The following is a 24916-nucleotide window of genomic DNA, read 5'->3' as shown; positions in this document are numbered from 1 at the left end:
GCCCACGTGGGCCCGCCCCCGGCGTCGTGCTACTTCCCGGCGCGGGCCCGCAGGGCGGCGAGGGCCTGGTCCGCGTGCACCTCCATCCGCAGTTCGGACTTCACCACGGCCAGCACGGTCCGGTCGGTGTCGATGACGATGGTCCGCCGCCGCGTCTGCACGGCGCCGAACCGGTCCGGCAGTCCCAGCTTCCGTCGGACCCCGTAGGCGGCGGCCACAGCGCCGTCGGGATCGGACAGGAGCGGAAAACCGAAGGAGTGCGCGTCGGAGAACTCCCGCTGCTTGTCCACCCCGTCGGAACTGATCCCCACCCGCTGCGCGCCCACCTCGGCGAATTCGGCGGCCAGGTCCCGGAAGTGGCAGCTCTGCGCGGTGCACCCGGTCGTCATGGCGGCGGGGTAGAAGAACAGCGCCACGGGGCCGAGTTCCAGGAACTCCCTGAGTGAGCGCGGATTCCCGTCCTGGTCGACGAGCTTGAAGTCCGGTGCGATGTCACCCTTGTCCATGCGACTGACGATAATCGTTGTGGACGGTCGCGAAAAGGTGCAACAGGGGCAACCGGAGAACGTTTTCCCCTTGTTTTTCCGCAACTCCCGCGGCTGTGCGCCAATGGGTCGGGGTCGACGGAATTCCCGCCGGGCGGTCGCGGGGCGGTGGGGGAGGCCGTCCACTCGGACGTGAGCGGGGTGCGCCGCCACGCGGGCGCGGCACTGTGATTTGATCATGGTGACCGTCCCGGACCCCGCCGCCCCGGGCGACCAGGGAACTTGAACTACTCCAGAAAAGTCTCTAGGGTGTGCCGTGTGACGTCCGACTTCGAGGCTCAGTTGCGGGCGGTCTCGTTGCGCGTGACCCGACCCAGGCTGGCGGTGCTCACCGCGCTGCGCGACCACCCGCACGTCGACACCGACACGGTGATCGCGCTGGTGCGGGTCCAGCACCCGACCGTGTCCCACCAGGCGGTCTACGACGTCCTGCGCGCGCTGACCGACGCCGGTCTGATCCGCCGCATCCAGCCCGCGGGCACCACCGCCCGCTACGAGTCCCGGGTGGGCGACAACCACCACCACGTCGTGTGCCGCTCCTGCGGCGCGATCGCCGACATCGAGTGCGCCGTCGGCCACGCCCCCTGTCTCACCGCCTCGGACGACCACGGCTTCGCGGTCGACGAGGCGGAGGTCGTCTTTTGGGGCACCTGCCCCGACTGCTCGACCGGACGCACAACCCGATAGAACACCAGCACAGCCGATAGAACACCAGTACAGCCAGCGCAAGTTCGGAAGGACGCAGATGAGCGACCCCAGGGCAACGCCCCCCACCAGCGCTCAGGGCGTGGACGAGAAGGCGGCGGCCGGCTGCCCGGTCGCGCACGACTCGGTGACCGCCCACGGCAGCGAGAGCGAGAACCCGGCGATCGACTCGCCGACCCCGAAGACCTCGGGCCGCCCGCACACCAACAAGGACTGGTGGCCCAACCAGCTCGACCTGTCGGTGCTGCACGCCCACTCGTCGAAGGGCAACCCGCTCGGCCCGGACTTCAGCTACGCCGAGGAGTTCGCCAAGCTCGACGTCGAGGCCCTCAAGCGCGACATCACCGAGGTGCTCACCACCTCGCAGGACTGGTGGCCCGCCGACTTCGGCCACTACGGCGGCCTGATGATCCGCATGAGCTGGCACGCCGCGGGCACCTACCGCATCCACGACGGCCGCGGCGGCGCGGGCGACGGCGGTCAGCGCTTCGCCCCGCTCAACAGTTGGCCCGACAACGCCAACCTGGACAAGGCGCGCAGGCTGCTGTGGCCGGTCAAGCAGAAGTACGGCCAGAAGCTGTCCTGGGCCGACCTGCTCGTGCTCGCGGGCAACGTGGCCCTGGAGTCCATGGGCTTCAAGACCTTCGGCTTCGGCTTCGGCCGCGAGGACGTCTGGGAGCCCGAGGAGATCATCTGGGGTCCCGAGGACACCTGGCTGGGCGACGAGCGCTACGTCAGCGACTCGGAGATGGCCGAGGACGTCGGCGCGACCGAGATGGGCCTCATCTACGTCAACCCGGAGGGTCCCCGGGGCAACGCGAACCCCGCCGCGGCGGCGCACTTCATCCGGGAGACCTTCGGCCGGATGGCGATGAACGACGAGGAGACCGTCGCCCTCATCGCCGGTGGCCACACCTTCGGCAAGACCCACGGCGCCGGTGTCGCCGACAACCACGTCGGCCCCGAGCCCGAGGGCGCCCCGCTGGAGGCGCAGGGCCTGGGCTGGCTGAGCACCCACGGCAGCGGCAAGGCCGGTGACACGATCACCAGCGGTCTCGAGGTCACCTGGACCGACGTGCCGACGCAGTGGAGCAACCGCTTCTTCGAGATCCTCTTCGGCCACGAGTGGGAGCTGACCACCAGCCCCGGCGGCGCCAAGCAGTGGGTCGCCAAGGACGCCGAGGAGATCATCCCGGACCCGTTCGACCCGGCCAAGAAGCACAAGCCGACCATGCTGACGACGGACCTGTCGCTGCGCGTGGACCCGGCGTACGAGAAGATCTCCCGCCGTTTCCTGGAGAAGCCCGAGGAGTTCGCCCTGGCGTTCGCCAAGGCCTGGTACAAGCTGCTGCACCGCGACATGGGCCCGGTCAGCCGCTTCCTGGGCCCGTGGGTGGCCGAGCCGCAGCTCTGGCAGGACCCGGTGCCCGCCGTGGACCACGACCTCGTCGGCGAGTCCGACATCGCCGCGCTCAAGGCGAAGGTCCTCGACTCCGGCCTCACCACCGCCCAGTTGGTCTCCACCGCCTGGGCCTCCGCGGCGAGCTTCCGCGCCACGGACAAGCGCGGCGGCGCCAACGGCGCCCGCATCCGCCTGGAGCCCCAGCGCGGCTGGGAGGTCAACCAGCCCGAGCAGCTCGCGACGGTCCTGGAGACCCTGGAGGGCATCCAGCGGGAGTTCAACGACGCGGGCGGTGCGAAGATCTCCCTCGCCGACCTGATCGTGCTGGCCGGTTCGGCGGCGGTCGAGAAGGCGGCCCGCGACGCGGGTGTCGAGACGACCGTGCCGTTCCACCCGGGTCGCACCGACGCCACCCAGGAGCAGACCGACGTCGAGTCGTTCTCCGTCCTGGAGCCGCGCGCCGACGGGTTCCGCAACTACCTGCGCCCCGGTGAGAAGCTCCAGCCGGAGGTGCTGCTGGTCGAGCGCGCCTACATGCTCGACCTGACGGCGCCGGAGATGACCGTGCTCGTCGGCGGTCTGCGCTCCCTCGGGGCCAACGTGGGCGGCGCCGAGCACGGCGTGCTCACCGACCGGCCCGGTGTGCTCAGCAACGACTTCTTCGCCAACCTGCTGTCCCCGGGCACCAGGTGGAAGGCGTCGGAGTCGCAGGAGAACACCTACGAGATCCGCGACGCGGCCACCGACGAGGTGAAGTGGACCGCCACCGCGGTCGACCTCGTCTTCGGCTCCAACTCCCAGTTGCGCGCCCTCGCCGAGGTCTACGCCAGCCAGGACGCCCAGGAGAAGTTCGTCGCGGACTTCACCAAGGCGTGGACGAAGGTCATGGACCTCGACCGGTTCGACCTCGCCTGAGCCCGCTCTGCCCCGACGAGCCCGGCCGATCCCCGTGGATCGGCCGGGCTCGTCGGCGTCCGGGCGGACCCGCGCCAGGCGGGGTGATCACCCCCCTGCTGTGATCACCCCGCTCGCGGGATCAGCAGGACGGTCGGGTCGGCTTGCCCGCGTAGCGGTCGCCGAGCCAGTTCAGCGCGGCGGTGCCCCACACCGAGACGGCGGTGATGTGCCCGGCGAGCGGGATCGGCGTCCACTGGATGTCGGCGCCGCGCGCGCAGTAGCGGTCGCGCAGTCCTTCCGCCGCCGCGTACGGGATCAGTTCGTCGAGCGTGCCGTGGTACAGGTACACCGGTGCGGTGGGCGCGGTCGTGCCGAGCCGGTTCTCGGCGAGCCGGGCCTGCCAGGCGGGGGAGTCGATCAGGTCCGGGGTCGTGGTGAGGTCGTTGAGCCGGGTGAACGGCGCCGCGAGGGCGAGTTCGGCGACGCAGGCGTCCCGCACCTTGGCCGTCAGTTCCTTGCCGCGTCGAGTGAGTTGGTCAGCGAACGGCAGTTCGGGGTAGGCGGCGGCGTAGCCCACGGCAGCCGCGACGAGCAGACCGGAACCCAGGTTGCCATCGTTGAACGCGGCGACCTCGTTCAGGTCCGACGGCACGCCACCCTCGGCGATCCCGACCAGGTTCAGCTCGGGGGCGTAGGTCGGCTGCAACTCACCCGCCCAGGCGGCGGCCTGCCCGCCCTGGGAGTAGCCGAAGGCGCCGACCGGGGCGCGCCGGTCGAGGCCCGCCTCCGGCAGCCGGGTGGCGGCGCGGGCCGCGTCGAGCAGCGCGTGACCCTCCGACCGACCCACCGCGTAGGTGTGCGTGCCCGGGGTACCCAGACCCTCGTAGTCGGTGACGACCACCGCCCAGCCCTTCAGCAGCGCCTGCGCCAGGAACGCGATCTCCACCTCCGTGCCCGCCCGCAGGTGGTAGGACGGCGCGCACTGGTCGCCGAGTCCCTGCGTGCCCATGGCGTAGGCGACGACCGGGCGCGGGCCGGGACCGGGCCAGGCGTCCGGCGGCACCAGGACCGTGGCCGACACCGCGATGCGCGCGCCCGTGGCCGAAGTGGACAGGTGCAGGACCTGGTGGGCGTCCACCGGCGCGGGCAGGACGCGGAACGGCTCGGGGTGCCAGTCGACCCGCCTGCTGCGCAGCACGTCACCCGGTGACCCCGGGGGGAGCGGGGCGGGCGGGGTGTAGAAGGCGTCCTGAGACGGCACCGGCAGGGGCTCGGCGGCGCCCGCCACGGGCGCGGGCCCGCAGGTGAGCAGCGCGAGTGCGACCAGGGACGAGACCAGGGCGGATCGGCGGACCATGGTGCCTCCGGTATTGTGGAAACTCCGATTTTCGGAAACCTAGGTCCGCACCGCCGAAGCGACAAGCCCGATTACCACTTTGTCCCGGTCGGGGAACGGGAGCACCGGTGACCACACCGCCCAGGCGCGCCTACGGGGGCGTCTCCGCCGACGACCGCCGCGCCCAGCGCCGGGCCCGGCTGCTGGTGGCCGCGCTGGAGCTGTTCACCGCGCGCGGCTACCAGCAGACGAAGATCGTCGACCTGTGCACGCTGGCCGGGGTGTCCACCCGCAACTTCTACGAGGAGTTCCCGGCCAAGGAGCGGGTGCTGCTCACCCTGCACGACCGGATCAACGCCGAGGCGCTGCGCCGGGTCGGCGGCAGGCTCACCGAGGTCGAGGGCGCGGGCACCGCGACCAGGGTGCGGGTCCTGATCGACACCTTCATCGCGGGCATCACCGCCGACCCGCGCCTGCCGCGCCTGAACTACGTCGAGGCCGTCGGGGTGAGCACCGACCTGGACCGCCAGCACCAGGAGTGGGTCCGCCGCTGGGCCGACTTTATCGAGTCCGAGGCCCGCCTGGCCGCCACCCGCGGCGACGCCCCGGACCGCGACTACCGCCTCACCGCCTACGCCGTCGTCGGCGCCATCACCGGCCTGCTGCGGGAGTGGCAGGCGCACGACCCGCCCCTGGACACCGCCGCCATCGCCGAGGAGATCCGCGGCCTCGTCCTCGCCGCCATCACCCGCCCGGCGGTACCCGTCGAACCGTGACCCCGGACCGTCCACCTGGGACGCGGTGCCCCTGCCCGGGCTCGCGCGATTCCGACATCGGCGACGATGAGTCGAATACTGCCGCGCGACCCCCCGAGTCAATGTGACGGACGTCCTGTGCCGCACCCGGAGCACGCGGAACCCCCCGAGGGCGTTCACCGTTGACATGCCGATCACCGCCCACCGGTCCGCCGCGCCCCGCGCCCGCCGGGACGGGGTGGAATCGGCCACGCGGTCCCCGGGGTCCCCCCGCGCGCCGGAATGCGGCAGCACAGGGCGCAGAACCGTCGGCGTGTTGCCCGAACGCGTGCGCGCCGAGATGACAAAAGCCCGGCCGGGCGAATCCGTGTCCCGCCCGGAACCCGTGGGTGGGTTTGCCGCGCAACGGTGCCGGGACAAAGCCACCGATGCGGTTCCCACTCTGCGGAACGGCTTGATTCCGCTGCGGTGCGAGCATCGCCATATCCAGAAACGGCCGGTTTTCGCGGTACCTTCCCTCCCTACGGTGGGATCGCGCACCCGCAGCGATCGACACGCCCCGCACCGGGGCTGACCCATCCGGCGCCGCGCACCGGCGTGAGAGGAGATCGTGTGAACGACAGTGAACCGACCGCGGGCGCCGCGCCGAGCGTCGGAGTCCGGGCCGAGACCGAGAAGGCCGAAACCCGGGTGGCACTGACCCCGGACACCGTCGGAAAGGTGCTGGGGCTGGGCTACCAGGTCACCGTCGAGTCCGGGGCGGGCACGCGATCGGGGTTCGACGACCAGGCCTACCGCGACGCGGGCGCCGAGGTGGTCGACGGCCCGGTGTGGGGCGCCGACGTCGTCATCGGGATCAACCCGCCCCCGGCCGAGGACATCCGGCGGCTGCGCCCGGGTGCCACGTCGATCTCCATGCTCGCGCCCGCCCTCGAACCCGACCGGGTCGCGGTGCTGGCCGAGCAGGGGGTCACCGCGCTGGCCATGGACGCGGTGCCGCGGATCTCCCGCGCCCAGTCGCTGGACGTGCTCAGCTCGATGGCCAACATCGCCGGGTACCGCGCGGTGATCGAGGCCGCCCACGCCTTCGGCCGCTTCCTGACCGGCCAGGTGACCGCGGCGGGCAAGGTGCCCCCGGCCAAGGTGCTCGTCGCCGGGGTCGGTGTGGCCGGGCTGGCCGCCATCGCCGCGGCCAACAGCCTGGGCGCCGTCGTCCGCGCGACCGACCCCCGGCCGGAGGTCGCCGACCAGGTCCGCTCCCTCGGCGGGGAGTACCTCGCCGTCGACGTCGTCCAGGACATGGGCACCGACGGCTACGCCAAGGCCACCTCCGAGGACTACGACCGGCGCGCGGCGGAGATCTACGCCGAGCAGGCCGCCGACGTCGACATCGTCATCACCACCGCGCTCATCCCCGGCAGGCCCGCCCCGCGCCTGCTGACCGCCGAGCACGTCGCCTCGATGAAGCCGGGCAGCGTGGTCGTCGACATGGCCGCCGCGCAGGGCGGCAACGTCGCGGGCACCGTGGCCGGTGAGGTCGTCGTCACCGACAACGGGGTCACGCTCATCGGCTACACCGACCTGCCCGGGCGCCTCCCGGCGCAGGCCTCGCAGCTCTACGGCACGAACGTGGTCAACCTGCTGCGCCTGCTCACCCCGGGCAAGGACGGTCAGCTGACCCTCGACCTGGACGACGTGGTGCAGCGCGGGATGACCGTCGCGCACGGGGGTCAGGTCCTCTGGCCGCCGCCCCCGGTGTCGGTCAGCGCGACCCCGGCCGCCGCGGCCGCCGCCGCGCCCGCTGCGCCCGCCGCGAAGGAGGAGCCGGTCCGGCGGCCGTGGCTGCGCGCCGCGGGTGCCGTGCTCGGCGCGCTGGTGCTGTTCGGGATCACCTCGGTCGCGCCCGCGCCCCTGGCCGGTCACCTGACCGTCTTCGCGCTCGCGGTCGTCATCGGCTTCTACGTGATCGGCAACGTGCACCACGCGCTGCACACGCCGCTGATGTCGGTCACCAACGCCATCTCCGGGATCATCGTGGTGGCCGCGCTGCTGCAGATCGGCACCGACGACGCCCTGGTGACCGGGCTGTCGGGCGCCGCCGTCCTGCTCACCACCATCAACATCGTCGGTGGCTTCGCCGTCACCCGGCGGATGCTCAACATGTTCTCGAGGAGCTGACCGGTGACCGCACAGACACTGACCACCGCGGCCTACCTCCTGGCCGCGCTGCTGTTCCTGGCCAGCCTCGCCGGGCTGGCCAAGCACGAGACCGCGCGCACCGGCGTACGCACGGGCATCGCGGGCATGACCATCGCGCTGGTGGCCGCGGTCGCCGCGAACCTGGACTCCGGGGCGACCGGCCTGCTGGTGCTGGTGGTCGCGCTGGTCGTCGGGGCCGCCATCGGCCTCTGGCGGGCCAAGGTCGTCGAGATGACCGGCATGCCCGAGCTGATCGCCCTCATGCACAGCTTCGTCGGCCTGGCCGCGGTGCTGGTGGGGTGGAACGGCTACCTCGACCACGGCGCCGAGGACGGGCTGACGGGATCGCTGCTGGGGGTGCACCACGCCGAGGTCGTCATCGGGGTGTTCATCGGCGCGGTGACCTTCACCGGGTCGATCATCGCCTACCTCAAGCTCTCCGCCCGGATCAACTCCTCCCCGCTGCAGCTTCCGGGCCGCCACGTGCTCAACCTGCTGGCCCTGGTCGCCTTCGCGGTGCTCACGGTCGTGTTCGTGGTGCAGCCCGCGGTGTGGGTGCTCGGCGTGGTCACGGTGGTGGCGCTGCTGCTCGGCCTGCACCTGGTCGCCTCCATCGGCGGCGGTGACATGCCGGTCGTGGTGTCGATGCTCAACAGCTACTCGGGCTGGGCCGCCGCCGCCGCGGGCTTCCTGCTGTCGAACGACCTGCTGATCATCACCGGCGCGCTGGTCGGCTCCTCCGGTGCCTACCTGTCCTACATCATGTGCAAGGCGATGAACCGCTCGTTCGTCTCCGTGATCGCCGGTGGCTTCGGTGCCCCGACCGCCTCCGGCGCCGCCCAGGTCGACGGCGAGCACCGCGAGATCGACGCGGCCGGGGTCGCCGAGCTGCTCACCTCCGCGCGCACGGTCGTGATCACCCCCGGCTACGGCATGGCCGTCGCCCAGGCCCAGCACCCGGTGGCGGAGATGACCCGCCGCCTGCGCGCCCAGGGCGTCGAGGTCCGCTTCGGCATCCACCCGGTGGCCGGGCGCCTGCCCGGGCACATGAACGTGCTGCTGGCCGAGGCGAACATCCCCTACGACGTGGTCCTGGAGATGGACGAGATCAACGACGACCTCGCCGACACCGACGTGGTCCTGGTGATCGGCGCGAACGACACCGTCAACCCGTCCGCAGCGGAGGACCCGGCCAGCCCGATCGCGGGCATGCCGGTCCTGCACGTGTGGGAGGCGCGCAACGTCGTGGTGTTCAAGCGGTCGATGGCCTCCGGTTACGCCGGGGTGCAGAACCCGCTGTTCTTCCGCGAGAACACCCAGATGCTCTTCGGCGACGCGAAGGACCGCGTGGTCGACATCGTCGCGGCGCTGCCCGCCCCGGTGTCCGCAGGCTGAGCAACCGGTGGCCGGTCACTGCCCGCGCACGGGCGGTGACCGGCCACTGTCGTGCGTGCGGTGCTTGAGCGCGCGTCGGAGGGGGTATGGGAGGAGTGACCGGTATGTCCGCTGAGGATGGGAAGCACACCATGGCACCCGACACCACCCGCCGCTCGCTGCGCATGCTGGCGGCCACGGCCGTTCTCGGACTGCTCCCGCTGCTCGCCGCCTGCGGCGACGACGACGGTGACGACGACGACCGCGACGACGACGGCATGCGCGCCCGCGCCGCCGTGGTCATGACCATCACCGACTGACCCACCCCGACCACCCACGACGCCCGGTCCGGATCACCCGGACCGGGCGTCGTGGCGTGTCCGCCGGATCAAGACTGCCTGGTCAGCCGCAGGTCCGGTCCGTCGCGGGGAGTGCTCCGCCGAGCAGGTGGTCCCGCACCGCCGTGTCGACGCAGGAGTTGCCCGCGGCGAGGTAGACGCCGTGGCGGAACGCGCCGCGCAGGGTCACCAGGCGGGAACCGGGGAGGGCGCGGTGCAGGGCGAGCTGCCCCGCGTGCGGGGTGACGGGGTCGCCGTCGGCGCCGACGACCAGGACCGGGGCGCCGGTGTCGATGGTCGTGGGCGGTTCGACCGGGCGCACCGGCCAGAACGCGCACGGGGTGATGTTGCGGGTCAGCGGACCGAACAGCGGTTCGGCGGCGCGGTGGGCCTGGATGTCGCGGAAGTAGGTGGCCGGGTCGCGGGACGCGGCCCGGTCGGCGCACAGGATGGGCGTGCCCGCCCGGTCGGTGGCCGGACCAGCACCGGTGAGGACACCGGCCAAGGTGTGCTCCAGGGCCGGTGGCGGGGTGACGGCGATCCCCCGGGCCGCCGCGTCGAGCGCGCGCACGGTCGCGGTGAGGTCGGCCTGCGCCTCGGGACTGTCGTCGTAAAGACCTGCGAGCAACAGGTAGGGCAGGACGTGTTCGTCCACTGAGTACTGTCCAACGCGCAGCGGTCCCCGGGTGGCGGTCTGGTTGATCCGGTTGACGGTGGCCAGGACCGCGTCGGCGTCGGCGCCCAGTTCGCGGGCCGCCGCCGAGCCCGCCCAGTGCCGCAGCGCGGCGGCCATGGCGGGGGCACTGCGCCGCAGCAGGTTGGGTCCGTGGACGGCGGGGTCGACCGCGGAGTCCAGCACGAACCGGTCGGCGTGCGCGCCGAACATCTGGAGGTACACCGCGCCCAGGTAGGTCCCGTAGGACACCCCGAGGTAGGAGATCCGCTCCTCGCCGAGCGCCCGCCGGACGAGGTCGAGGTCCCGGGCGGTGTTGCGGGTGGAGGCGAAGGGCAGCCGGTCGCGGTCGGCGGCGCAGCCCGCCGCGAGCCGCCGGGCCAGGTCCGCGCTCTCGGTGAACGCCCGCCGGTCCGGACCGGCCGACCGCAGGAAGGTGTCGGTGTCCCAGTCGCAGCGCAGCGGCGCGCTGCGCCCGACGAACCTCGGGTCCACCCCGACGAAGTCGTAGCGCGCGGCGACCTCCGGCACCGCCCCGGCCAGCAGCACCTGCTCCATCCCCGGCACGCCCGGCCCGCCCGGGTTGACCACCAGCACACCCCGCCGCCGCGCCGGGTCGGTCGCCCGCACCCGCGCCAGCGCGATGTCGATCGACCGCCCGCGCGGCTGCCGGTAGTCCACCGGGACGCGCACCCGACCGCACTGCGCGCCCGCCTCGTCCAACGCCGCGCCCAGCGGGTCGTCCGGCCCGGTCGAGCACCCGTGCCAGACCACCCCCGCAACCCCCGACTCCGCCAGGGCCGGGGGAGCGCCCACCACGGCCCCCACCGTCAGCACCACAGCCGCGGCCACCGCCACTCGACGCACCAGAACCCCCTTCGTAGGTGGTGTCGAAGGTAGGAACCGGCGGCGCCCTGGGCGATGGGGCAGACCCCCGCAACAGTCCGGTGGCCCGCCCCACCTGTCACCGCCCGCACGGCCCCGGCGGGCTGTCAGCGGCGGCTCTCGATCTTCAGGTCCCCCCTCATCACGGTGCGGATGTGGTCACTGGCCAGCAGGTCGTGCGGGAAGCCGAGGTCGATGGCGCTGGCCTCGTCGAGGCGGGCCAGGTGGGCGGCGGTGAGGTCGACCTCCAGGGCGCCCAGGTTCCCCTCCAGCTGCTCGGGGGTGCGGGCGCCGATGATCGGTGCCACCACGTCCGGGTTGCCCAGGGTCCAGGCCAGCGCGACCTGCGCGGGGGTGTGGCCCAGCTCCGCGGCGACCTCCCGCACGACGTCGGCGATCGCGAGGTTCCGCTCGTTGACCAGGCCCAGGCCCGCGTTGAAGCTCCTGCGGGTGCCCTCCCCGGTGTCCGCCGCGGTCAGGTCGGCGCGGCTGTACTTGCCGGTCAGCAGACCGCCCGCCAGCGGCGAGTACGGGGTCACCCCCAGCCCCACCGCCCTGGCCATGGGGATCAGGTCGCGCTCCGCGGCCCGGTTGAGCAGGTTGTACTCGACCTGCAACCCGACCAGCGGCGACCAGCCGCGCAGATCGGCGATCGCCTGCATGCGCGAGACCTCCCAGGCCGGGGCGTTGGACATCGCCACGTACAGCACCTTGCCCTGGCGGACCAGGTCGTCCAGGCCGCGCAGGACCTCCTCGACGGGTGTGGTGAAGTCCCACACGTGCAGGTGGAGCAGGTCGAGGTAGTCGGTGCCCAGCCGCCGCAGGCTGGTCTCCACCGACGCGAACAGGCTCTTGCGGTGGCTCCCCGTGGAGTTCGGGTCGCCGGGCCTGCGCAGCGTCGTGTACTTCGTGGCCAGCACCAGGCCCTCGCGGTTGTCCCGGGTGAACTCGCCCAGCCAGCGCTCGGCGCTGCCGCCGGTGTAGGTGTTCGCGGTGTCGACGAAGTTCCCGCCGCGCCCGACGTAGGTGTCGAACAGCGTGCGCGCCTCGTCCTTCTCCGCGCCCCAGCCGAACTCGGTGCCGAAGGTCGCCGTGCCCAGCGCCAGCGGTGAGACCCGCAGCCCGGAGCGGCCCAGCAGCCGGTAGCTGTCCAGGGTGAGCGACATCGTGTCCTCCTGTGCTCGTGATCCGCCGTCGGGACCGAGTCTGCGACCGCCGCGACCCGGGGGTAAGGGAGAGGACTTCCTGGGAAGAGCAGTCCCACCCCGGCTGTTGGACCGGGCATGACGACCCGCACGATCGACCCGGCGCAGGAGTTGGCCGCGTTCCTGCGGACCCGGCGCGAACGCCTGGACCCGCGCGACTTCGACCTGCCCCCGCGCGGGCGGTCCCGGCGGACCCCCGGGCTGCGCCGCGAGGAGGTCGCCGAACTGGCCGGGGTCAGCGTCGACTACGTCGTGCGGTTGGAGCAGGCCCGCGGGCTGCGGCCCTCGGCGGAGGTGGTGGAGGCGCTGGCCGGGGCGCTGCGCCTGGCCCCCGACGAACGCGCCTACCTGTTCGACCTGGCCCACCAGCGCCCCCGCACCGCCGACCGGCCCGCCACCGCCGCGGCGCCGCCCCTGGCCCGGCTGGTCGCCGACCTGTCGCCGCTGCCCGCCATGCTGATGAACCACCGCTTCGACATCCTCGCCTGGAACAGCGAGATGGCGGCGCTGCTGGTGGACTTCGGCACCCTGCCGCCGTCGCAGCGCAACGCGATGTGGCTGTGCCTGCTGCACCCGGAGGTGAGCCGGTTCCACGACGACCGCGAGCACGTCGTGCGGCAGGGCATCGCCTACCTGCGCGCTGCGTGGGCCGCGCACCCGGAGGACGCGGAGTTGACCGGGCTCATCACCGGGTTGACCACCCACCACGAGGAGTTCGCGCGGCTGTGGGCCGAGCGGGACGTCAAGGTCAGCGGGCGTGGCCTCAAGGTGGTGCGGCGCCCCGACGTCGGGGTGATCGCGTTGGACTTCGAGGTGCTGGTGCCGGTGCAGGACCCGGACCAGCGGTTGATGATCTGCCGCGCGGCCGACGAAGTCAGTCAGTCCGCGCTGGACCGGCTGTGCGCGCGGTGAGGTCGAGCCGTCAGCCCTGTGGGCCCACGGCCAGGTGACGCCGGAACCAGGCGGTCAGACCCGCGTCCACCTCGCGCGCCTGCGGCAGCTGCGGTGCGGGCTCGATGCCGGGCTCCTCGGCGAGCGGGTGCGCCAACCCGGGGATCGACAGCAGTTCGGCGCGTTCCCCCACGGCGTCGACGAGGTCGACCGCGTCGGCCCGCAGCGCCGGGTGGTCCAGCTCGCCGCTGACGACCAGCAGCGGCGCGCGACCGGCGATCGCCCCCGCCCTGGCGACGAAGTCCAAGCCGTCGACGACCTCTGTGGACTCGGCGTCGTACGCGTATTCCCCCGGGAAGAGGTCGACGACGGACCGCATCCGGATGGCGGCGTTCACCACGGCGCCCGCCGCGACCGGGATGTCGGTTTCGGCGAGCACCCGCAGCGCGACGGCCCCACCCAGCGAGCCACCGAGCACCCCGATGGGACCGCCGCCGACCGGCAGCTGCTCGCGGATCGATGCCAGCGCGGCCGGGAACTCCTCGGTCGCCTGCCGGACGAACGGGTGCAGGAACGACATCAGGGCGTCCTCGCGCATCAGCGCCACGATGGCGTCCGTGCTCCCGTCGACCATCCGCGCCCCGCACATCGGCATCCCCAGGTGCACCCGCCACGCGGGCAGGTCGAGCATCGGCAAGGCGGCGGCGAACGCGGCGTCCGACCTCGGCGGGTCCATCATGTGCCAGCTGACGACCAGCGGCGCGGCGCCACCGCCCGCGGGCGGCAGCGCGGTGAACGGCACGCCCGCCGCCGTACCCGTGATCATGGGGTCCATGCGACCAAGGTAGGGCCGCCACCGGGCGTCGGGCCCCGCTTACGCCACCGGCGGAATCAGCACAGCGGCCACGCGCGGCCCACCCGCCGTGGCCCGCGAGGTGGTGTAAGTCCGAGCCGGGTGGGGCACCCGGTGGAAGAGGGTGTTGACCAACCCGCGCGAGCAGGGAAGATTACCCGTGCGGCCCCGGCGTCAGGTGTGTTACCTTGGGTAACAGTAACCTCGGGTAACATTCTCCATGACGTCAGGAGGCCCCATGACCAGCGTCGATCCTCGTGGCCGCACGGACGTGTTCGCGCCGGACCGGCAGGCCGTCGCGCGCACGCTGCTGGACTCCGCGCGCACCTCGTCCTACGACCCCGTGGAGGAGGTCGACTGGGAGACCCCGCTCGACACCGCCTACCACGGCGCGAGCCCGGAGTGGAGCACCCTGTACGGCACCTCGTACTGGGACGAGATGACCCCCGAGCAGCAGCGCGAGCTGACCCGCCACGAGGCCGCGTCGGTCGCCAGCACCGGCATCTGGTTCGAGATGATCCTGCAGCAGATGGTGCTCAGGGACTTCTACGCCAAGGACCCGACCGACCCCGCGTTCCAGTGGGCGCTGACCGAGATCGCCGACGAGTGCAGGCACTCGATCATGTTCGCCCGCGGCGCCGCCAAGCTGGGCGCCCCCGCCTACCGGCCGCGCCGGGTCGTCGTGGAGTTGGGCCGCGGGTTCAAGACCCTCGCCTTCGGGGAGGCCGCCTACGCCGCCATCCTGGTCGCCGAGGAAGTCCTCGACGTGATGCAGCGGGACTGGATGCGCGACGAGCGGGTGGTGCCGTTCGTGCGCACCATCAACAACATCCACGTGGTCGAGGAATCCCGGCACATGAAGTTCGCCAGGCAGGAGACCAAGGAGCGGCTGGCGGGCGCGAGTTGGGCGCGCAAGCAGTTCAACGCCCTCGTGGTCGCGATCGCCGCGTACGCCATCGTCACGAGCATGTGGAACGAGGACATCTACGCCAACGCGGGCCTCGACGCCGAGCGGGCCCGCCGCGAGGCCAAGGCCAACGAGCACCACAAGGCGATGCTGCGCTCCAGCTGCGCCGGGCTGATGGAGTTCCTGCACTCCGCGGGTCTGCTCACCCGTGCCGCCACCGTCTTCTACAAGCGCGCGAACCTGATCTGAGCCATGGCCTTCGCGATCACCCAGACGTGCTGCAACGACGCGTCCTGCGTCTCGGTGTGCCCGGTCAACTGCATCCACCCGGCACCGGGTGAGCCCGACTTCGGCAGCACCGACATGCTCTACATCGACCCGGGGACGTGCATCGACTGCGGCGCGTGCGTCGACGCGTGCCCGGTGGACGCGATCTTCCCGGTCGCCGCCCTGACCGGACCGCTCCAGGTCTACGCCGGGATCAACGCCGAGTACTTCGCGGGCCGGGACGTGATCGCGGAGGCCGCCACGCCGAACCTGCACCCCTGGGGGCCGCCTGCGTTCGAGCGCACGATCCCCGGCAACCCGGCGCCGCTGGAGGTGGCGGTGGTGGGGACCGGTCCGGCGGGCATGTACGCCGTGCAGGACCTGTTGCTGCGCACCAACGCGCGCATCACCCTGATCGACCGGCTGTCCGTCGCCGGTGGCCTGGTGCGGTTCGGTGTCGCACCGGACCACCCGGCCACCAAGAAGATCGGCGAGGCGTTCGCCCGCTTCCACAGCCACCCCAGGCTGCGACTGCGGTTGGGCGTCGAGGTGGGTCGGGACGTCACGACGGCGGACTTGACGGCGCGGTACGACGCGGTCGTCTACGCCGTCGGCGCCTCCTCGGCCCGCACCCTCGGCATCCCCGGCGAGGACCTGCCTGGCAGCCTGGCCGCCACCACCGTCGTGGCCTGGTACAACGGCCACCCGGACGTCGCCGGGGACGCGGTCGACCTGTCCGCCGAGCGCGTGGTCCTGGTGGGCAACGGCAACGTCGCGGTGGACGTGGCGCGCATCCTCACCGCCGACCCGGACGCGCTGGTGGGCACGTCCATCGCCCCCGCCGCGCTGACCCGGTTGCGCGAGAGCAAGGTCCGCGAGGTCGTCCTCCTCGCCCGCCGGGGCCCGGAGGACGCCGCCTACACCCGCGCGGAACTGATCGCCCTCCTCACCCGGGACGACGTCGACGTGGTCGTCGACTCCGAAGACCCCCGCACGGTGCAGACCATCGCCGAAGCGGCTCCCGCCGACAAGGCGGCGCTGCTGCGCGGGGTGGCCCAGGAGGCCGTGGACTGGTCCGCCCCGCCCGCGGCCGGCCGCAGGCGCATCGTGCTCCGCTTCCACTCCGCGCCCTTCGAGGCGCTCGGGGACACCCGGGTGCGCGGGCTGCGCGTCTCCGGTGCCGACGGCATGGTCGAGATCGCCGCCGACCAGGTCGTCCGGTCGGTCGGCTACCACGGCACCCCCGTGCCCGGCCTGCCGTTCGACGAGCTCACCGGCACCATCCCGAACGCCGACGGGCGGGTGGCGGGCAGGCCGGGGGAGTACGTCGTCGGCTGGATCAAGCGCGGCCCCACCGGCGGCATCGGCACCAACAAGGCCGACGCCGCCGAGACGGTGGACGCGATCATCGCCGACGCCGCCGAGGGCAGGCTGCCCAAGCGCAACCGCCGGTCCGTGACCGCCCTGGTGTCCCGCCTGCGCAGCCGCGTCTGACCCGCTGCCCGCCACCGCCCCGGCGGTGGCGGGCAGCGTCGGAACCCGTTCCCCCGCGCCATTCCGGCGCTCCCTCTGCCCATCCGGGTCGAAGATGGCGAAGCACCAGTCTGCCCAGAAATACATTTATTAGCTATCAACTATAAAGATATCCAGGTCACCGATCACCGCAGCGGGCGGACCGCTGCCGGAGGGTGACCGCTACCGGATGACGACCGCTGCCGGAAGGCAGGTCACCGCCGGATAGTGACCGCTGCCGGAGGACAAGCCACTGCCGGACGGCGGACCGGGGAGCACCCGGGCCGCCGTCCGGCCGGTGGTCACCGCGCCGGGAAAGCCTGTTCGTCCGGCTGGCACACGGTCCCCTTCGCCGGGACCGCGAGGTTGATCAGGTAGTCGGTGGCGATGCGGTCGGCGCAGGCGCTGCGGCCGAGGATGGTGTGGCCGATCGCCTCGACCGTCACCAGGCGGGCGTTGCCCAGCTGGGTGGACATGCGCTGCGCGAAGGTGTGGCGGGTCGCCGGGTCGTGGGTGTTGTTGACCAGCAGCACCGGGTTCGGGGTGCGGCGGTTCCAGGGGCCGGTGTACCGGTCGGCCCAGCGCGCGGCGAACGGCCACTGCACGCAGACCCCCGGGTCACCCCAGGCCAGGCCGCGGCCGAAGGTGGGCATGGCGCGGTCCCACGCGTCGGCGATCGGGGGCACCAGGCCGGGCCAGTGCAGGAACGGCTTGTCCGCGCAGTTCACCGCGGCGTAGGAGTCGTCGCCGGTGTAGGGGGAGTCCGGGAGGGCGTCGACGACGGGCTCGAAGGCGTTGGCGGGCAGGGTGATCGCGGGTGTGGCGGCTGTCCGGGCCTGGGTCCCGCTCGGGTGCAGGGCGTCGTAAGCGGATTGCAGGAGGATCGCCACGGTCGGCAGGTCGATCGTCTGGTTGTAGACGGCCCTGGACATGAAGTTGGTGAACGCCTCGAACGTCATCCGCCAGTCCGGGCTCAGCGCAGGGAAGCGCAGCGTGCCGTCCCGCTCGGCGGTTTCCCGCAGTTCGGTGAACTTGGCCTTGGCGTCGCCGCTGAACGCGCACGCCGCCGGGCCCGCCAGGTCGCACTGGGTCAACACCTCGTCCAGCACCAGTTCGAAGCTCTCGGTGCGCTGCCGGTCGTACTCCAGGCCGTTGGTGGTGCGCAGCCGGGGGTCGACGTTGCCGTCCATGACGATCGCCCGCGCGTTCTGCGGGAACAGGTTGGCGTACGTCGCCCCGATGAGCGTGCCGTAGGAGAAGCCGAGGAAGTTCAGCTGCGCGTCGCCGACCCCGGCCCGCAGCAGGTCCAGGTCGCGGGCGACGTACTCGGTGGACATGTGGTTGAGCAGCGGCCCGCCGAGCTGGGCGCAGGCCCGGCCGTAGTCGCCGTAGGCGGCGTTGGTGCTGCGCTCCTGCTCGTCGGTGAGCGGGATCGCGGAGATGCGCGCGTTGAGGGCGTCGAAGTTTTCCTGGGTGGTGAAGCAGCGCACGGGCGAGCTGCGTCCCACCCCGCGCGGGTCGAACCCGATCAGGTCGAACCGGGACAGCACGTCGGCGGAGAGGTAGCTCTTCATGGCCTTGGGCAGCGCGTAGCCGCTGCCGCCCGGGCCGCCGGGGTTGAGGAACAGCGACCCGATCCGGGTGTCCGGGTTGTCGGCGGCCCGGCGCATCAGCGCCAGTTCCACCGTGCCCAGCTGCGGCCGGGCCGGGTTGATGGGGACCGGGTACCGCGCGCAGGAGTAGCGCAGCACCTCGTTGGCGGGCAGGCTGACCAGGTCCTCGTACGCGCACGGCCCCCAGGCCACGGGGGCGGGTGCCGCGGGTCCGGCGGCAGCGGGTGCCGCGACGGCCCCGGTGGCACCGACCACCAGCGCCGCCACGGCGACCAGCCGTCCGAGTGATCTTCGGGAATGGGTGCTCATCGTTGACTCCTCCCAGGACCCGCACACGATGCGGGCTCGGGAAGGATCACACTGCGGCGGTGTCCGCCGACAGCGTCCGACAAGTCCAATCGTCTTCGGCGAATGGACGCGCTCTCGCATTCTTGTCAATCCCGCACAGGCGTTTTCGTGGTGGTTCCGTGCTTTTCCCGTGAAGATCCCGCGTGTCGGGTCTGTTGTTGCTCGACAACGTTCTCCGGCTGTGGCTAGCATGTTTTCGACACTGGGGAGTGGCCGGGAGTCGCGGGCGGGGGCCGCGGCCCGGCCTTCGACCGCCGGCGGGGGCCGGCTCGTTGTGGGGATTTCCATTCGCGTGGTGCGTGCGCCGCGGGCTTTTCGCCCGCGCGTTCGGTGGCGCGCGTCCGCATTGCCGTCCGAGGGGCGGCGGGGAGGTCTGTGGCGTGGTCGACGAGATGGTTGTCCGGGCGCAGCGGTTCATCAACTCCTATTCCGTGGCCGGGATTCCGAAGGTGGCGGAGAACGGCAAGACCGGGTGGCCGGTGATGTACGCGCTCACCCGCGCGCTGCAGTACGAACTCGGCATCACCGCCCTGTCCGACAGCTTCGGACCCACGACGCTGGCGGCGCTGCAATCGCGGTTCCCGGTGGTCGACGCGGGCACCAGGCACGCGAACGCCTACCGGATCGTGCAGTCCGCCCTGTACTGCAAGGGGTACGACGGCGGCAACATCGACGGCACCTTCAACTCCCGGGTCTCGACCGCCGTCACCCGCCTCAAGCAGGACATGGGCGTGTCCGCCGCCTATCCCGGTGACGGTGTCACCCCGAAGGTGTTTAAGGCGCTGCTGACCATGGACGCCTACGTGACCCTCTCCGGTGGCGGGGAGCAGATCCGGTCCGTGCAGCAGTGGCTCAACGGCCGCCACCAGGCGCGCCGCAACTTCTTCATCATCCCGTGCGACGGCCACTTCTCGCGGGACGTGCAGAAAGCGCTCGTGTACGCGATCCAGTACGAGATCGGGATGGGCGACGACGTGGCCAACGGGGTCTTCGGGCCCGGCACCAGGGACGGCATCCGGGCGCACCCGCTCGCCACCGGCAGCACCGGCACCTGGGTGTCGCTGTTCAGCGCCGCGCTGGTCTTCAACCAGCGGCCCGGGGTGGCGTTCACGAGCGCGTTCGGCAGCGACCTCGCCGCGGCGGTCCGGAGCTTCCAGGCCTTCGTCGCGCTGCCGGTGACCGGCACCGGGGACTTCGCCACCTGGGCGTCGCTGCTGGTGTCCACCGGGGACGCGACCCGGCGGGGGACCGCGGCCGACTGCGTCACCGAGGTCACCGCGGACCGGGCCGTCGCCCTGCGCGCCGCGGGGTACCGGGTGGTGGGCCGCTACCTGGCCAACGCGCCGGGTTCTTCGCTGAACAAGCAGATCCAGCCCGGCGAGTTGCAGCGGCTGCGGTCGTTCGGGCTCAACTCGTTCCCGATCTACCAGACCCTGGGCGGGTCCGCGGACTACTTCAGCCACCAGCAGGGCGTGGCCGACGCGCTGGCGGCGGTGCAGCGGGCGCGCCACCACGGGTACCGGCCGGGCACCCGGATCTACTTCGCGGTCGACTTCGACGCGCTGGACCACCAGGTCACCGAGGGCGTCCTGCCGCACTTCCGGGCGATCGCGGCGACCGCGGCCCAGTACGGGGCGGAGTACCGGGTCGGGATCTACGGCCCGCGCAACGTGTGCAGCCGGGTGGCGGCCGAGGGGTTGGCCGACGCCAGTTTCGTCTCCGACATGTCCACCGGGTTCTCCGGCAACCTCGGCTACCCCATGCCCGCGAACTGGGCCTTCGACCAGATCTCCACCATCTCGGTCGGGTCGGGCAGCGGGGCCATCGAGATCGACAACAACATCTCCTCCGGTCGCGACCCCGGCCAGTCGAGCTACGACCCCGAGGTCCCCGACAGCGCGCTCGACGTCAGCTTCGACCCGGCGAAGCGGGACGCGCTGCTGGCCGACGTGCGCGCCTACCTGGAGGGCCGGGGGGTGCCGGAGACCGGTGGCGACGGGTGGCAGGCCCTCACCCTCAACAGCACCACCGAGGCCGTCGACGTGGTGCTCGCCCTGGACTGGCTGATCACCCGCCTGGCCCGGTCCTACCGCATGCGCAAGGCCCTCATCCAGTGCCCGCTGCTGTGGGAGTACCGCGCCTACAACGTCGGGGACCCCGCGGCCGACGCGCTGGTGCGGCAGTACCACGAGGGCACCGGGGTCGGCCCGGCCGATTCCAGCACCGGGCTGGGGCAGGTCTTCGCCCGCACCGCGATCACCGCCACCAACCACTGCGTCCGGCAGGGTGTCATCGGCGGTCAGCTGAGGAACCCCGACGCCGACGCGGACCTGTGGGAGGTCTGGCAGAAGCTCAACGGCGACCCCGTGTACAACGTCGGCGTCATCCCCGCGGTGCACGTCTGGGGTGCGGCGGACATCGGGGTGGCCCGGCCGAACCCGCTGACCAACGAGGACGACAGCAGGCGGATCATGGCCCGGTACAACGGGACCGCGAACAGCTCCGTCGGCTACGGCGTCGCCATGGTGGACCTGTACCGGATCTTCGAGAGGTACCAGGCGCCGCTGCGCTCGTGACGCGCGGGAGATCGGGGGGACGTGGTCGGGGCTCGGCGGGTGGCTGCCTGGGCGGCGGCCACGATGGCCAACTGGCTGCTCGGGCACCTGGCGCTGGTGCCGCTGATCCTCCTGGTGTACGCGATCGGGCAGGGCCTGCTCGCCCCGGCGGGTCTGGTGGTCGCGGACTGGCGGTACACCGGGCAACCGGGCGTCGACGCCGTCGTCGGCGGCGTGGGCGTGGTGTTGGTCGCGGGGGTGTACCACCTGGTCAACTTCGGCTTGGCGTTGCTGTGGGGGGTGCCGTGGGGGTGGAGGTGGGCCTGGGGTGGCCTGCTGGTCCTGCTCCCGGGCACCCTCGCGCTGGCCTGGCCGTCGCTCTGGCACTGCGTCCAGTGGTTGTGAACCGTCCCTGACCCGGAAGGCCCTGTCATGTCGGAAGAACTCGCCGCACCCGAGCCCACCTCCGTGTTCGGCCGCCGGGCGCTGCTGCGCGCCGGCGTCGGTCTCGCCGCGGTGGCGGGGATGGGCGCGGTGTCCACCACCCCGGCCGCCGCCGCGCCCGCGGCGCCGCCGGTGCGCGCCCCGCGCGACCCGCGCACCGGTGCCACCAGTGCGAACGGCTGGCCGGTCGAGTCGTCCGCCGACGCGGGCGGGGCCGTGTGGACCCGCCCGGTCCCCGGCAGCGACCTGCGCGTCCCGCTGCGGGTGGGCGCGGTCGAGGCGGTCCTGGTGCACGTCGTCCGCCGCTACCACTACGAGGTCGACGCGTTGCGCGCGGACGAGGTGACCGGCTTCCGCGCCACCGGCCTGTCCCGGCGCGGTCCGGACAGCAACTTCGGCTCGGGCACCGCGGTCGCGATCCGCCCCGGCTGGTACCCGCCGGGCACGACCGGTGACCTGACCGGGTTCCAGCGCGCCGTCGTCGCCGACATCGTGGCGTCCTGCGAGGGCGTCGTCCGCTGGGGCGGCACGTTCGCCACCCCGTGGGAGGCGCACTTCCAGATCGACGTCCCACCCGGGGACCCCCGCCTGACCCGGGTGGCCGAGCTGGTCGGCACGGGTCGGGGTGCGGGGGCGCTCGTCCTGGGCGCCTGAGCCGCCGGGCGCCAGTACACGATCCGGGACTGTCCGGACGCCGCCGACCACGTGACAATCGAGCCATGCCCCACGACGCCGACCCGGACGGTCCACCCAGCGTGCTGGTGGTGGGGGCCGGGATCGCCGGGCTCGCCGCGGCGCGGGCGCTGCGCGGACTCGGCCACCCCGTCACCGTCCTGGAGGCGCGCGACCGCGTCGGTGGGCGGATCTGGACCGACGGGCACGGGGTGGACCTCGGTGCGCACTGGATTCACGGCACGGACGGCAACCCGATCACCGAACTGGTGGAGGACCTGGGCATCCCGCACAGCTACGTCGGTGGCGACAGCGCCTACACCGGGGGGTTCGACAACCTCGACCTGTTCGGCGCGGACAACCGCCCGGCGGGCCACCGCCACAAGAGCCGCACCCGGGAACTGGCCGACGACGTGCTGCACGAGCTCGAACAGCGGGCCGAGGCCGCGCGCCGGGGGCAGCACCCGGACACGCCGCTCGGCGAGGCCGTGCGCCAGGTCCTCGCCGAGCGCCGGTTGTCCCCCGAGGACGAGCAGGCGGTCCGCTACCACCTCAACGTGATCCTGCGCGAGGACGTCGCCGAGGACCCCGACAAGCTGTCGCTGAAGCACTGGGAGGACGGCTACCTGGTCTACGGCTACGGCGACAGCGTCCTGCACGAGGGCTACCGGTCGGTCGTCGACGCCCTCGCCGAGGGGCTGGACGTCCGGCTGGGCCACGTGGTCACGCGGATCGACACGGGGGCCGTGCCCGTGCGGGTGACGACCGACCGGGGTGGTTTCGAGGCCGACAAGGTGCTGGTGACGTTGCCGCTGGGGGTGCTCAAGGCCGACGCGGTGCGCTTCGAGCCCCCGCTGCCCGAGGCCAAGCGGACGGCGGTCGCCCGGTTGGGCTTCGGCACCTTGAACAAGATCGCCCTGCACTACCGGGAACCCTTCTGGCCGAAGGAGCAGTACGTCTTCGGCTACCTGTGCCGCGACACCGACCGCCACCCCACGGTCGTCATCAGCATGTGGAAGTCCCACGGCGCACCGGTCCTGGTGATGCTGCTCGGCGCCTCGCTCGGCCGCGAGCTGGAAACCTGGTCCGACGAGGAGGTCCGCACCTACGCCACCACCATCGTCGCGGACGTCTTCGGCGCGGGCGTGCCCGCGCCCGAGCACATCTCGCGCACCGCGTGGTCCGCCGACCCCTTCGCCAGGGGTTCCTACACCTGCATCGGCGTCGACGCCTCACCGAGGGACATCGGCACCCTCGCCGAACCGGTCGGCGACCGGCTGTTCTTCGCCGGTGAGGGCACCAACCCCCACCACTGGGGGTGCGTGCACAGCGCCTACGAGTCCGGCCTGCGCGAAGCGGCGCGGATCAGCGGGAACCCCGCCACCCACACCCCGCCGAACGCGGGCACCTCCCGCCGCCGGGCGCGCGACACCGACCGCGTGCTGCGCTTCGCGCGGATGCGGATGGCGCACGTCGGCGAGCGGGAACTGGCCGAACGGGTGGCGTGCCTGCGGGACAGCGCCGACCCGCACGGGGTGCGGCTGTTCACCTCGCTGGCCGACACCGAACTGGAAACCCTCGCCTCGATGTTCGACGAGATCCCGTTCACCGCGGGCGATTCCCTGTGCCGCGAGGACGACGCCGCGCACGGGGTGCTCCTGGTGGCCGGCGGCGAGGTCGAGGTCGACTTCGGCGGCGTCTACGACCGCGCGGTCCTGGGCCGAGGTGCCCTGCTCGGCCACCACGACCTGTTCGCCGACGCCCGCACCACCTCGGTCACCGCCCTCAGCGACGAGGTCCTGGTGTTCTACCTGGACCACTACCGGTACCGGAGCTTCCTGCACGCCTTCCCCGAGGTCCTGATGCTCATGATGGCGGACCTGGTCAAGCGGTGGGAGCAACTGGAGAGCGCCCTCGGCCCCACGACCCTGCGCCGCTAGGGAGGCGGTGCCGACCCGGTCACCGGGGGGCGGTCACCCCCTGGCCGCGGAACCCCGCCGGAGCGGCAGGAGCAGCGCCGCGCTGATGAGGAGGAACACGCCCGACGACACGGCGTTGAGCAGGTTGTCGGTGGCGCTGTGCATGTCCAGGTGGCGCAGGTGGTAGGCGGTGTGGAAGACGTTGAACACCAACCAGGCCGCGCCGGTCGCCCGGACCAGGGCGGTGTCGGCCGCCCTGCCCGCCGCGAGCAGGGTCAGCACGGCGAAACCCAGGTAGAGGGCGCCGACGTCGGAGGACAGGTGCTGGTTGTAGGGGCCGAGCACCGGCAGCCACCGCAACCCGAAGCCGGGGAAGGAGCCGTACCAGGCCTCCGGGGCGAAGTAGGCCCACCCGCCGATCCCCAGCGCCACCACCCCGAGCACGACCAGCAGCACCCGGCGGGTCCCCGGGCTCACCGCCAAGCCGGCCCCCCGCCGGACCCGGCGCACCTCGTCACCGCGACTCACATTCGCCTCCCGTTCCCCTGGGTTCTACCCCGGGACGCGGGGGAGCACCTGCCGTCGGGCCAACAAGACACGATCGGGCGGTGCGACGGGTAC

General features: G+C 72.4%; 20 protein-coding genes. 13 read left to right on the top strand and 7 right to left on the bottom strand.

The annotated features are described in order from the left end of the window. Nucleotides 1-29: 29 nt before the first annotated feature. The gene (locus tag UO65_RS14155; protein WP_035282706.1) at nucleotides 30-506 is read right to left on the bottom strand and encodes a peroxiredoxin; all 477 of its coding nucleotides are present in this window, start codon (nucleotides 504-506) and stop codon (nucleotides 30-32) included. A 297-nt stretch (nucleotides 507-803) separates the two neighbouring features. On the opposite strand from UO65_RS14155, the gene UO65_RS14150 reads away from it, so the two are divergent. Together UO65_RS14150 and katG are read left to right on the top strand one after the other, a co-directional pair. Next, nucleotides 804-1232 carry a Fur family transcriptional regulator gene (locus tag UO65_RS14150; protein ID WP_035282704.1) on the top strand — a complete coding sequence of 143 codons (429 nt, stop codon included), beginning with the start codon at nucleotides 804-806 and terminating at the stop codon, nucleotides 1230-1232. Nucleotides 1233-1290: 58 nt separating this feature from the next. After that, the gene (gene katG / locus UO65_RS14145; RefSeq protein WP_035282702.1) at nucleotides 1291-3567 is read left to right on the top strand and encodes a catalase/peroxidase HPI; all 2277 of its coding nucleotides are present in this window, start codon (nucleotides 1291-1293) and stop codon (nucleotides 3565-3567) included. A gap of 121 nt (nucleotides 3568-3688) precedes the next feature. Here the strand turns inward: katG and UO65_RS14140 are convergent, their stop codons facing one another. Continuing rightward, nucleotides 3689-4906 (bottom strand): lipase family protein, encoded by a 1218-nt coding sequence (locus UO65_RS14140; protein WP_084175564.1) that lies wholly within the window; start codon nucleotides 4904-4906, stop codon nucleotides 3689-3691. Nucleotides 4907-5013: 107 nt separating this feature from the next. Between UO65_RS14140 and UO65_RS14135 the strand changes: the two genes are divergently transcribed. From UO65_RS14135 to UO65_RS35825, 4 genes are all read left to right on the top strand, one after another. Further along, nucleotides 5014-5661, top strand: a complete 648-nt coding sequence (locus UO65_RS14135) for a TetR/AcrR family transcriptional regulator (RefSeq protein WP_035282700.1) — start codon at nucleotides 5014-5016, stop codon at nucleotides 5659-5661. 591 nt (nucleotides 5662-6252) lie between these two features. Continuing rightward, complete coding sequence (locus UO65_RS14130) at nucleotides 6253-7818, top strand: Re/Si-specific NAD(P)(+) transhydrogenase subunit alpha (protein WP_035282698.1); 1566 nt, start codon at nucleotides 6253-6255, stop codon at nucleotides 7816-7818. Between the two features lie 3 nt (nucleotides 7819-7821). Further along, on the top strand, nucleotides 7822-9234 hold the full coding sequence (gene pntB / locus UO65_RS14125) for a Re/Si-specific NAD(P)(+) transhydrogenase subunit beta (RefSeq protein WP_035282696.1): 1413 nt from the start codon (nucleotides 7822-7824) through the stop codon (nucleotides 9232-9234). Nucleotides 9235-9338: 104 nt separating this feature from the next. Next, nucleotides 9339-9533 (top strand): hypothetical protein, encoded by a 195-nt coding sequence (locus UO65_RS35825; RefSeq protein ID WP_152552099.1) that lies wholly within the window; start codon nucleotides 9339-9341, stop codon nucleotides 9531-9533. 82 nt (nucleotides 9534-9615) lie between these two features. Here UO65_RS35825 and UO65_RS14120 read toward each other — a convergent pair whose 3' ends face one another. Continuing rightward, nucleotides 9616-11091 (bottom strand): alpha/beta hydrolase, encoded by a 1476-nt coding sequence (locus UO65_RS14120; protein ID WP_035282694.1) that lies wholly within the window; start codon nucleotides 11089-11091, stop codon nucleotides 9616-9618. Nucleotides 11092-11216: 125 nt separating this feature from the next. After that, nucleotides 11217-12275, bottom strand: coding sequence for an aldo/keto reductase (locus tag UO65_RS14115; protein ID WP_035282693.1), 1059 nt, complete (start codon nucleotides 12273-12275; stop codon nucleotides 11217-11219). Nucleotides 12276-12392: 117 nt separating this feature from the next. On the opposite strand from UO65_RS14115, the gene UO65_RS14110 reads away from it, so the two are divergent. Continuing rightward, nucleotides 12393-13226, top strand: coding sequence for a helix-turn-helix transcriptional regulator (locus UO65_RS14110; RefSeq protein WP_035282691.1), 834 nt, complete (start codon nucleotides 12393-12395; stop codon nucleotides 13224-13226). A gap of 10 nt (nucleotides 13227-13236) precedes the next feature. Here UO65_RS14110 and UO65_RS14105 read toward each other — a convergent pair whose 3' ends face one another. Next, complete coding sequence (locus UO65_RS14105; protein ID WP_035282688.1) at nucleotides 13237-14040, bottom strand: hypothetical protein; 804 nt, start codon at nucleotides 14038-14040, stop codon at nucleotides 13237-13239. 256 nt (nucleotides 14041-14296) lie between these two features. On the opposite strand from UO65_RS14105, the gene UO65_RS14100 reads away from it, so the two are divergent. Continuing rightward, complete coding sequence (locus UO65_RS14100; RefSeq protein WP_035282685.1) at nucleotides 14297-15214, top strand: AurF N-oxygenase family protein; 918 nt, start codon at nucleotides 14297-14299, stop codon at nucleotides 15212-15214. 3 nt (nucleotides 15215-15217) lie between these two features. Beyond that, nucleotides 15218-16726, top strand: coding sequence for an FAD-dependent oxidoreductase (locus tag UO65_RS14095; RefSeq protein WP_035282683.1), 1509 nt, complete (start codon nucleotides 15218-15220; stop codon nucleotides 16724-16726). A gap of 320 nt (nucleotides 16727-17046) precedes the next feature. Here UO65_RS14095 and UO65_RS14090 read toward each other — a convergent pair whose 3' ends face one another. After that, complete coding sequence (locus tag UO65_RS14090) at nucleotides 17047-18666, bottom strand: alpha/beta hydrolase (RefSeq protein WP_035282681.1); 1620 nt, start codon at nucleotides 18664-18666, stop codon at nucleotides 17047-17049. A gap of 419 nt (nucleotides 18667-19085) precedes the next feature. On the opposite strand from UO65_RS14090, the gene UO65_RS14085 reads away from it, so the two are divergent. The 4 genes from UO65_RS14085 to UO65_RS14070 all read left to right on the top strand — a co-directional run bounded on the left by UO65_RS14085 (nucleotide 19086) and on the right by UO65_RS14070 (nucleotide 24316). Then, nucleotides 19086-21281 (top strand): glycoside hydrolase domain-containing protein, encoded by a 2196-nt coding sequence (locus tag UO65_RS14085; RefSeq protein WP_035282679.1) that lies wholly within the window; start codon nucleotides 19086-19088, stop codon nucleotides 21279-21281. Nucleotides 21282-21320: 39 nt separating this feature from the next. Beyond that, a complete protein-coding gene (locus UO65_RS14080) occupies nucleotides 21321-21665 on the top strand; it encodes a hypothetical protein (RefSeq protein WP_152552098.1) in 345 nt (114 codons plus the stop codon). A gap of 27 nt (nucleotides 21666-21692) precedes the next feature. Continuing rightward, nucleotides 21693-22358: a hypothetical protein gene (locus tag UO65_RS14075; protein ID WP_052021167.1), complete on the top strand. Its 666-nt coding sequence runs from the start codon at nucleotides 21693-21695 to the stop codon at nucleotides 22356-22358. A gap of 65 nt (nucleotides 22359-22423) precedes the next feature. After that, the gene (locus UO65_RS14070; RefSeq protein ID WP_035282675.1) at nucleotides 22424-24316 is read left to right on the top strand and encodes an FAD-dependent oxidoreductase; all 1893 of its coding nucleotides are present in this window, start codon (nucleotides 22424-22426) and stop codon (nucleotides 24314-24316) included. A gap of 33 nt (nucleotides 24317-24349) precedes the next feature. On the opposite strand, the gene UO65_RS14065 is transcribed toward UO65_RS14070, so the two are convergent. After that, nucleotides 24350-24772: a hypothetical protein gene (locus tag UO65_RS14065; RefSeq protein WP_035282768.1), complete on the bottom strand. Its 423-nt coding sequence runs from the start codon at nucleotides 24770-24772 to the stop codon at nucleotides 24350-24352. Nucleotides 24773-24916 lie beyond the last annotated feature (144 nt).

This window comes from Actinokineospora spheciospongiae, assembly GCF_000564855.1.
Taxonomy (GTDB): domain Bacteria; phylum Actinomycetota; class Actinomycetes; order Mycobacteriales; family Pseudonocardiaceae; genus Actinokineospora; species Actinokineospora spheciospongiae.
The sequence above is the reverse complement of the archived record's forward strand: the minus strand, read 5'-3'. Positions and strand labels throughout refer to the sequence as shown.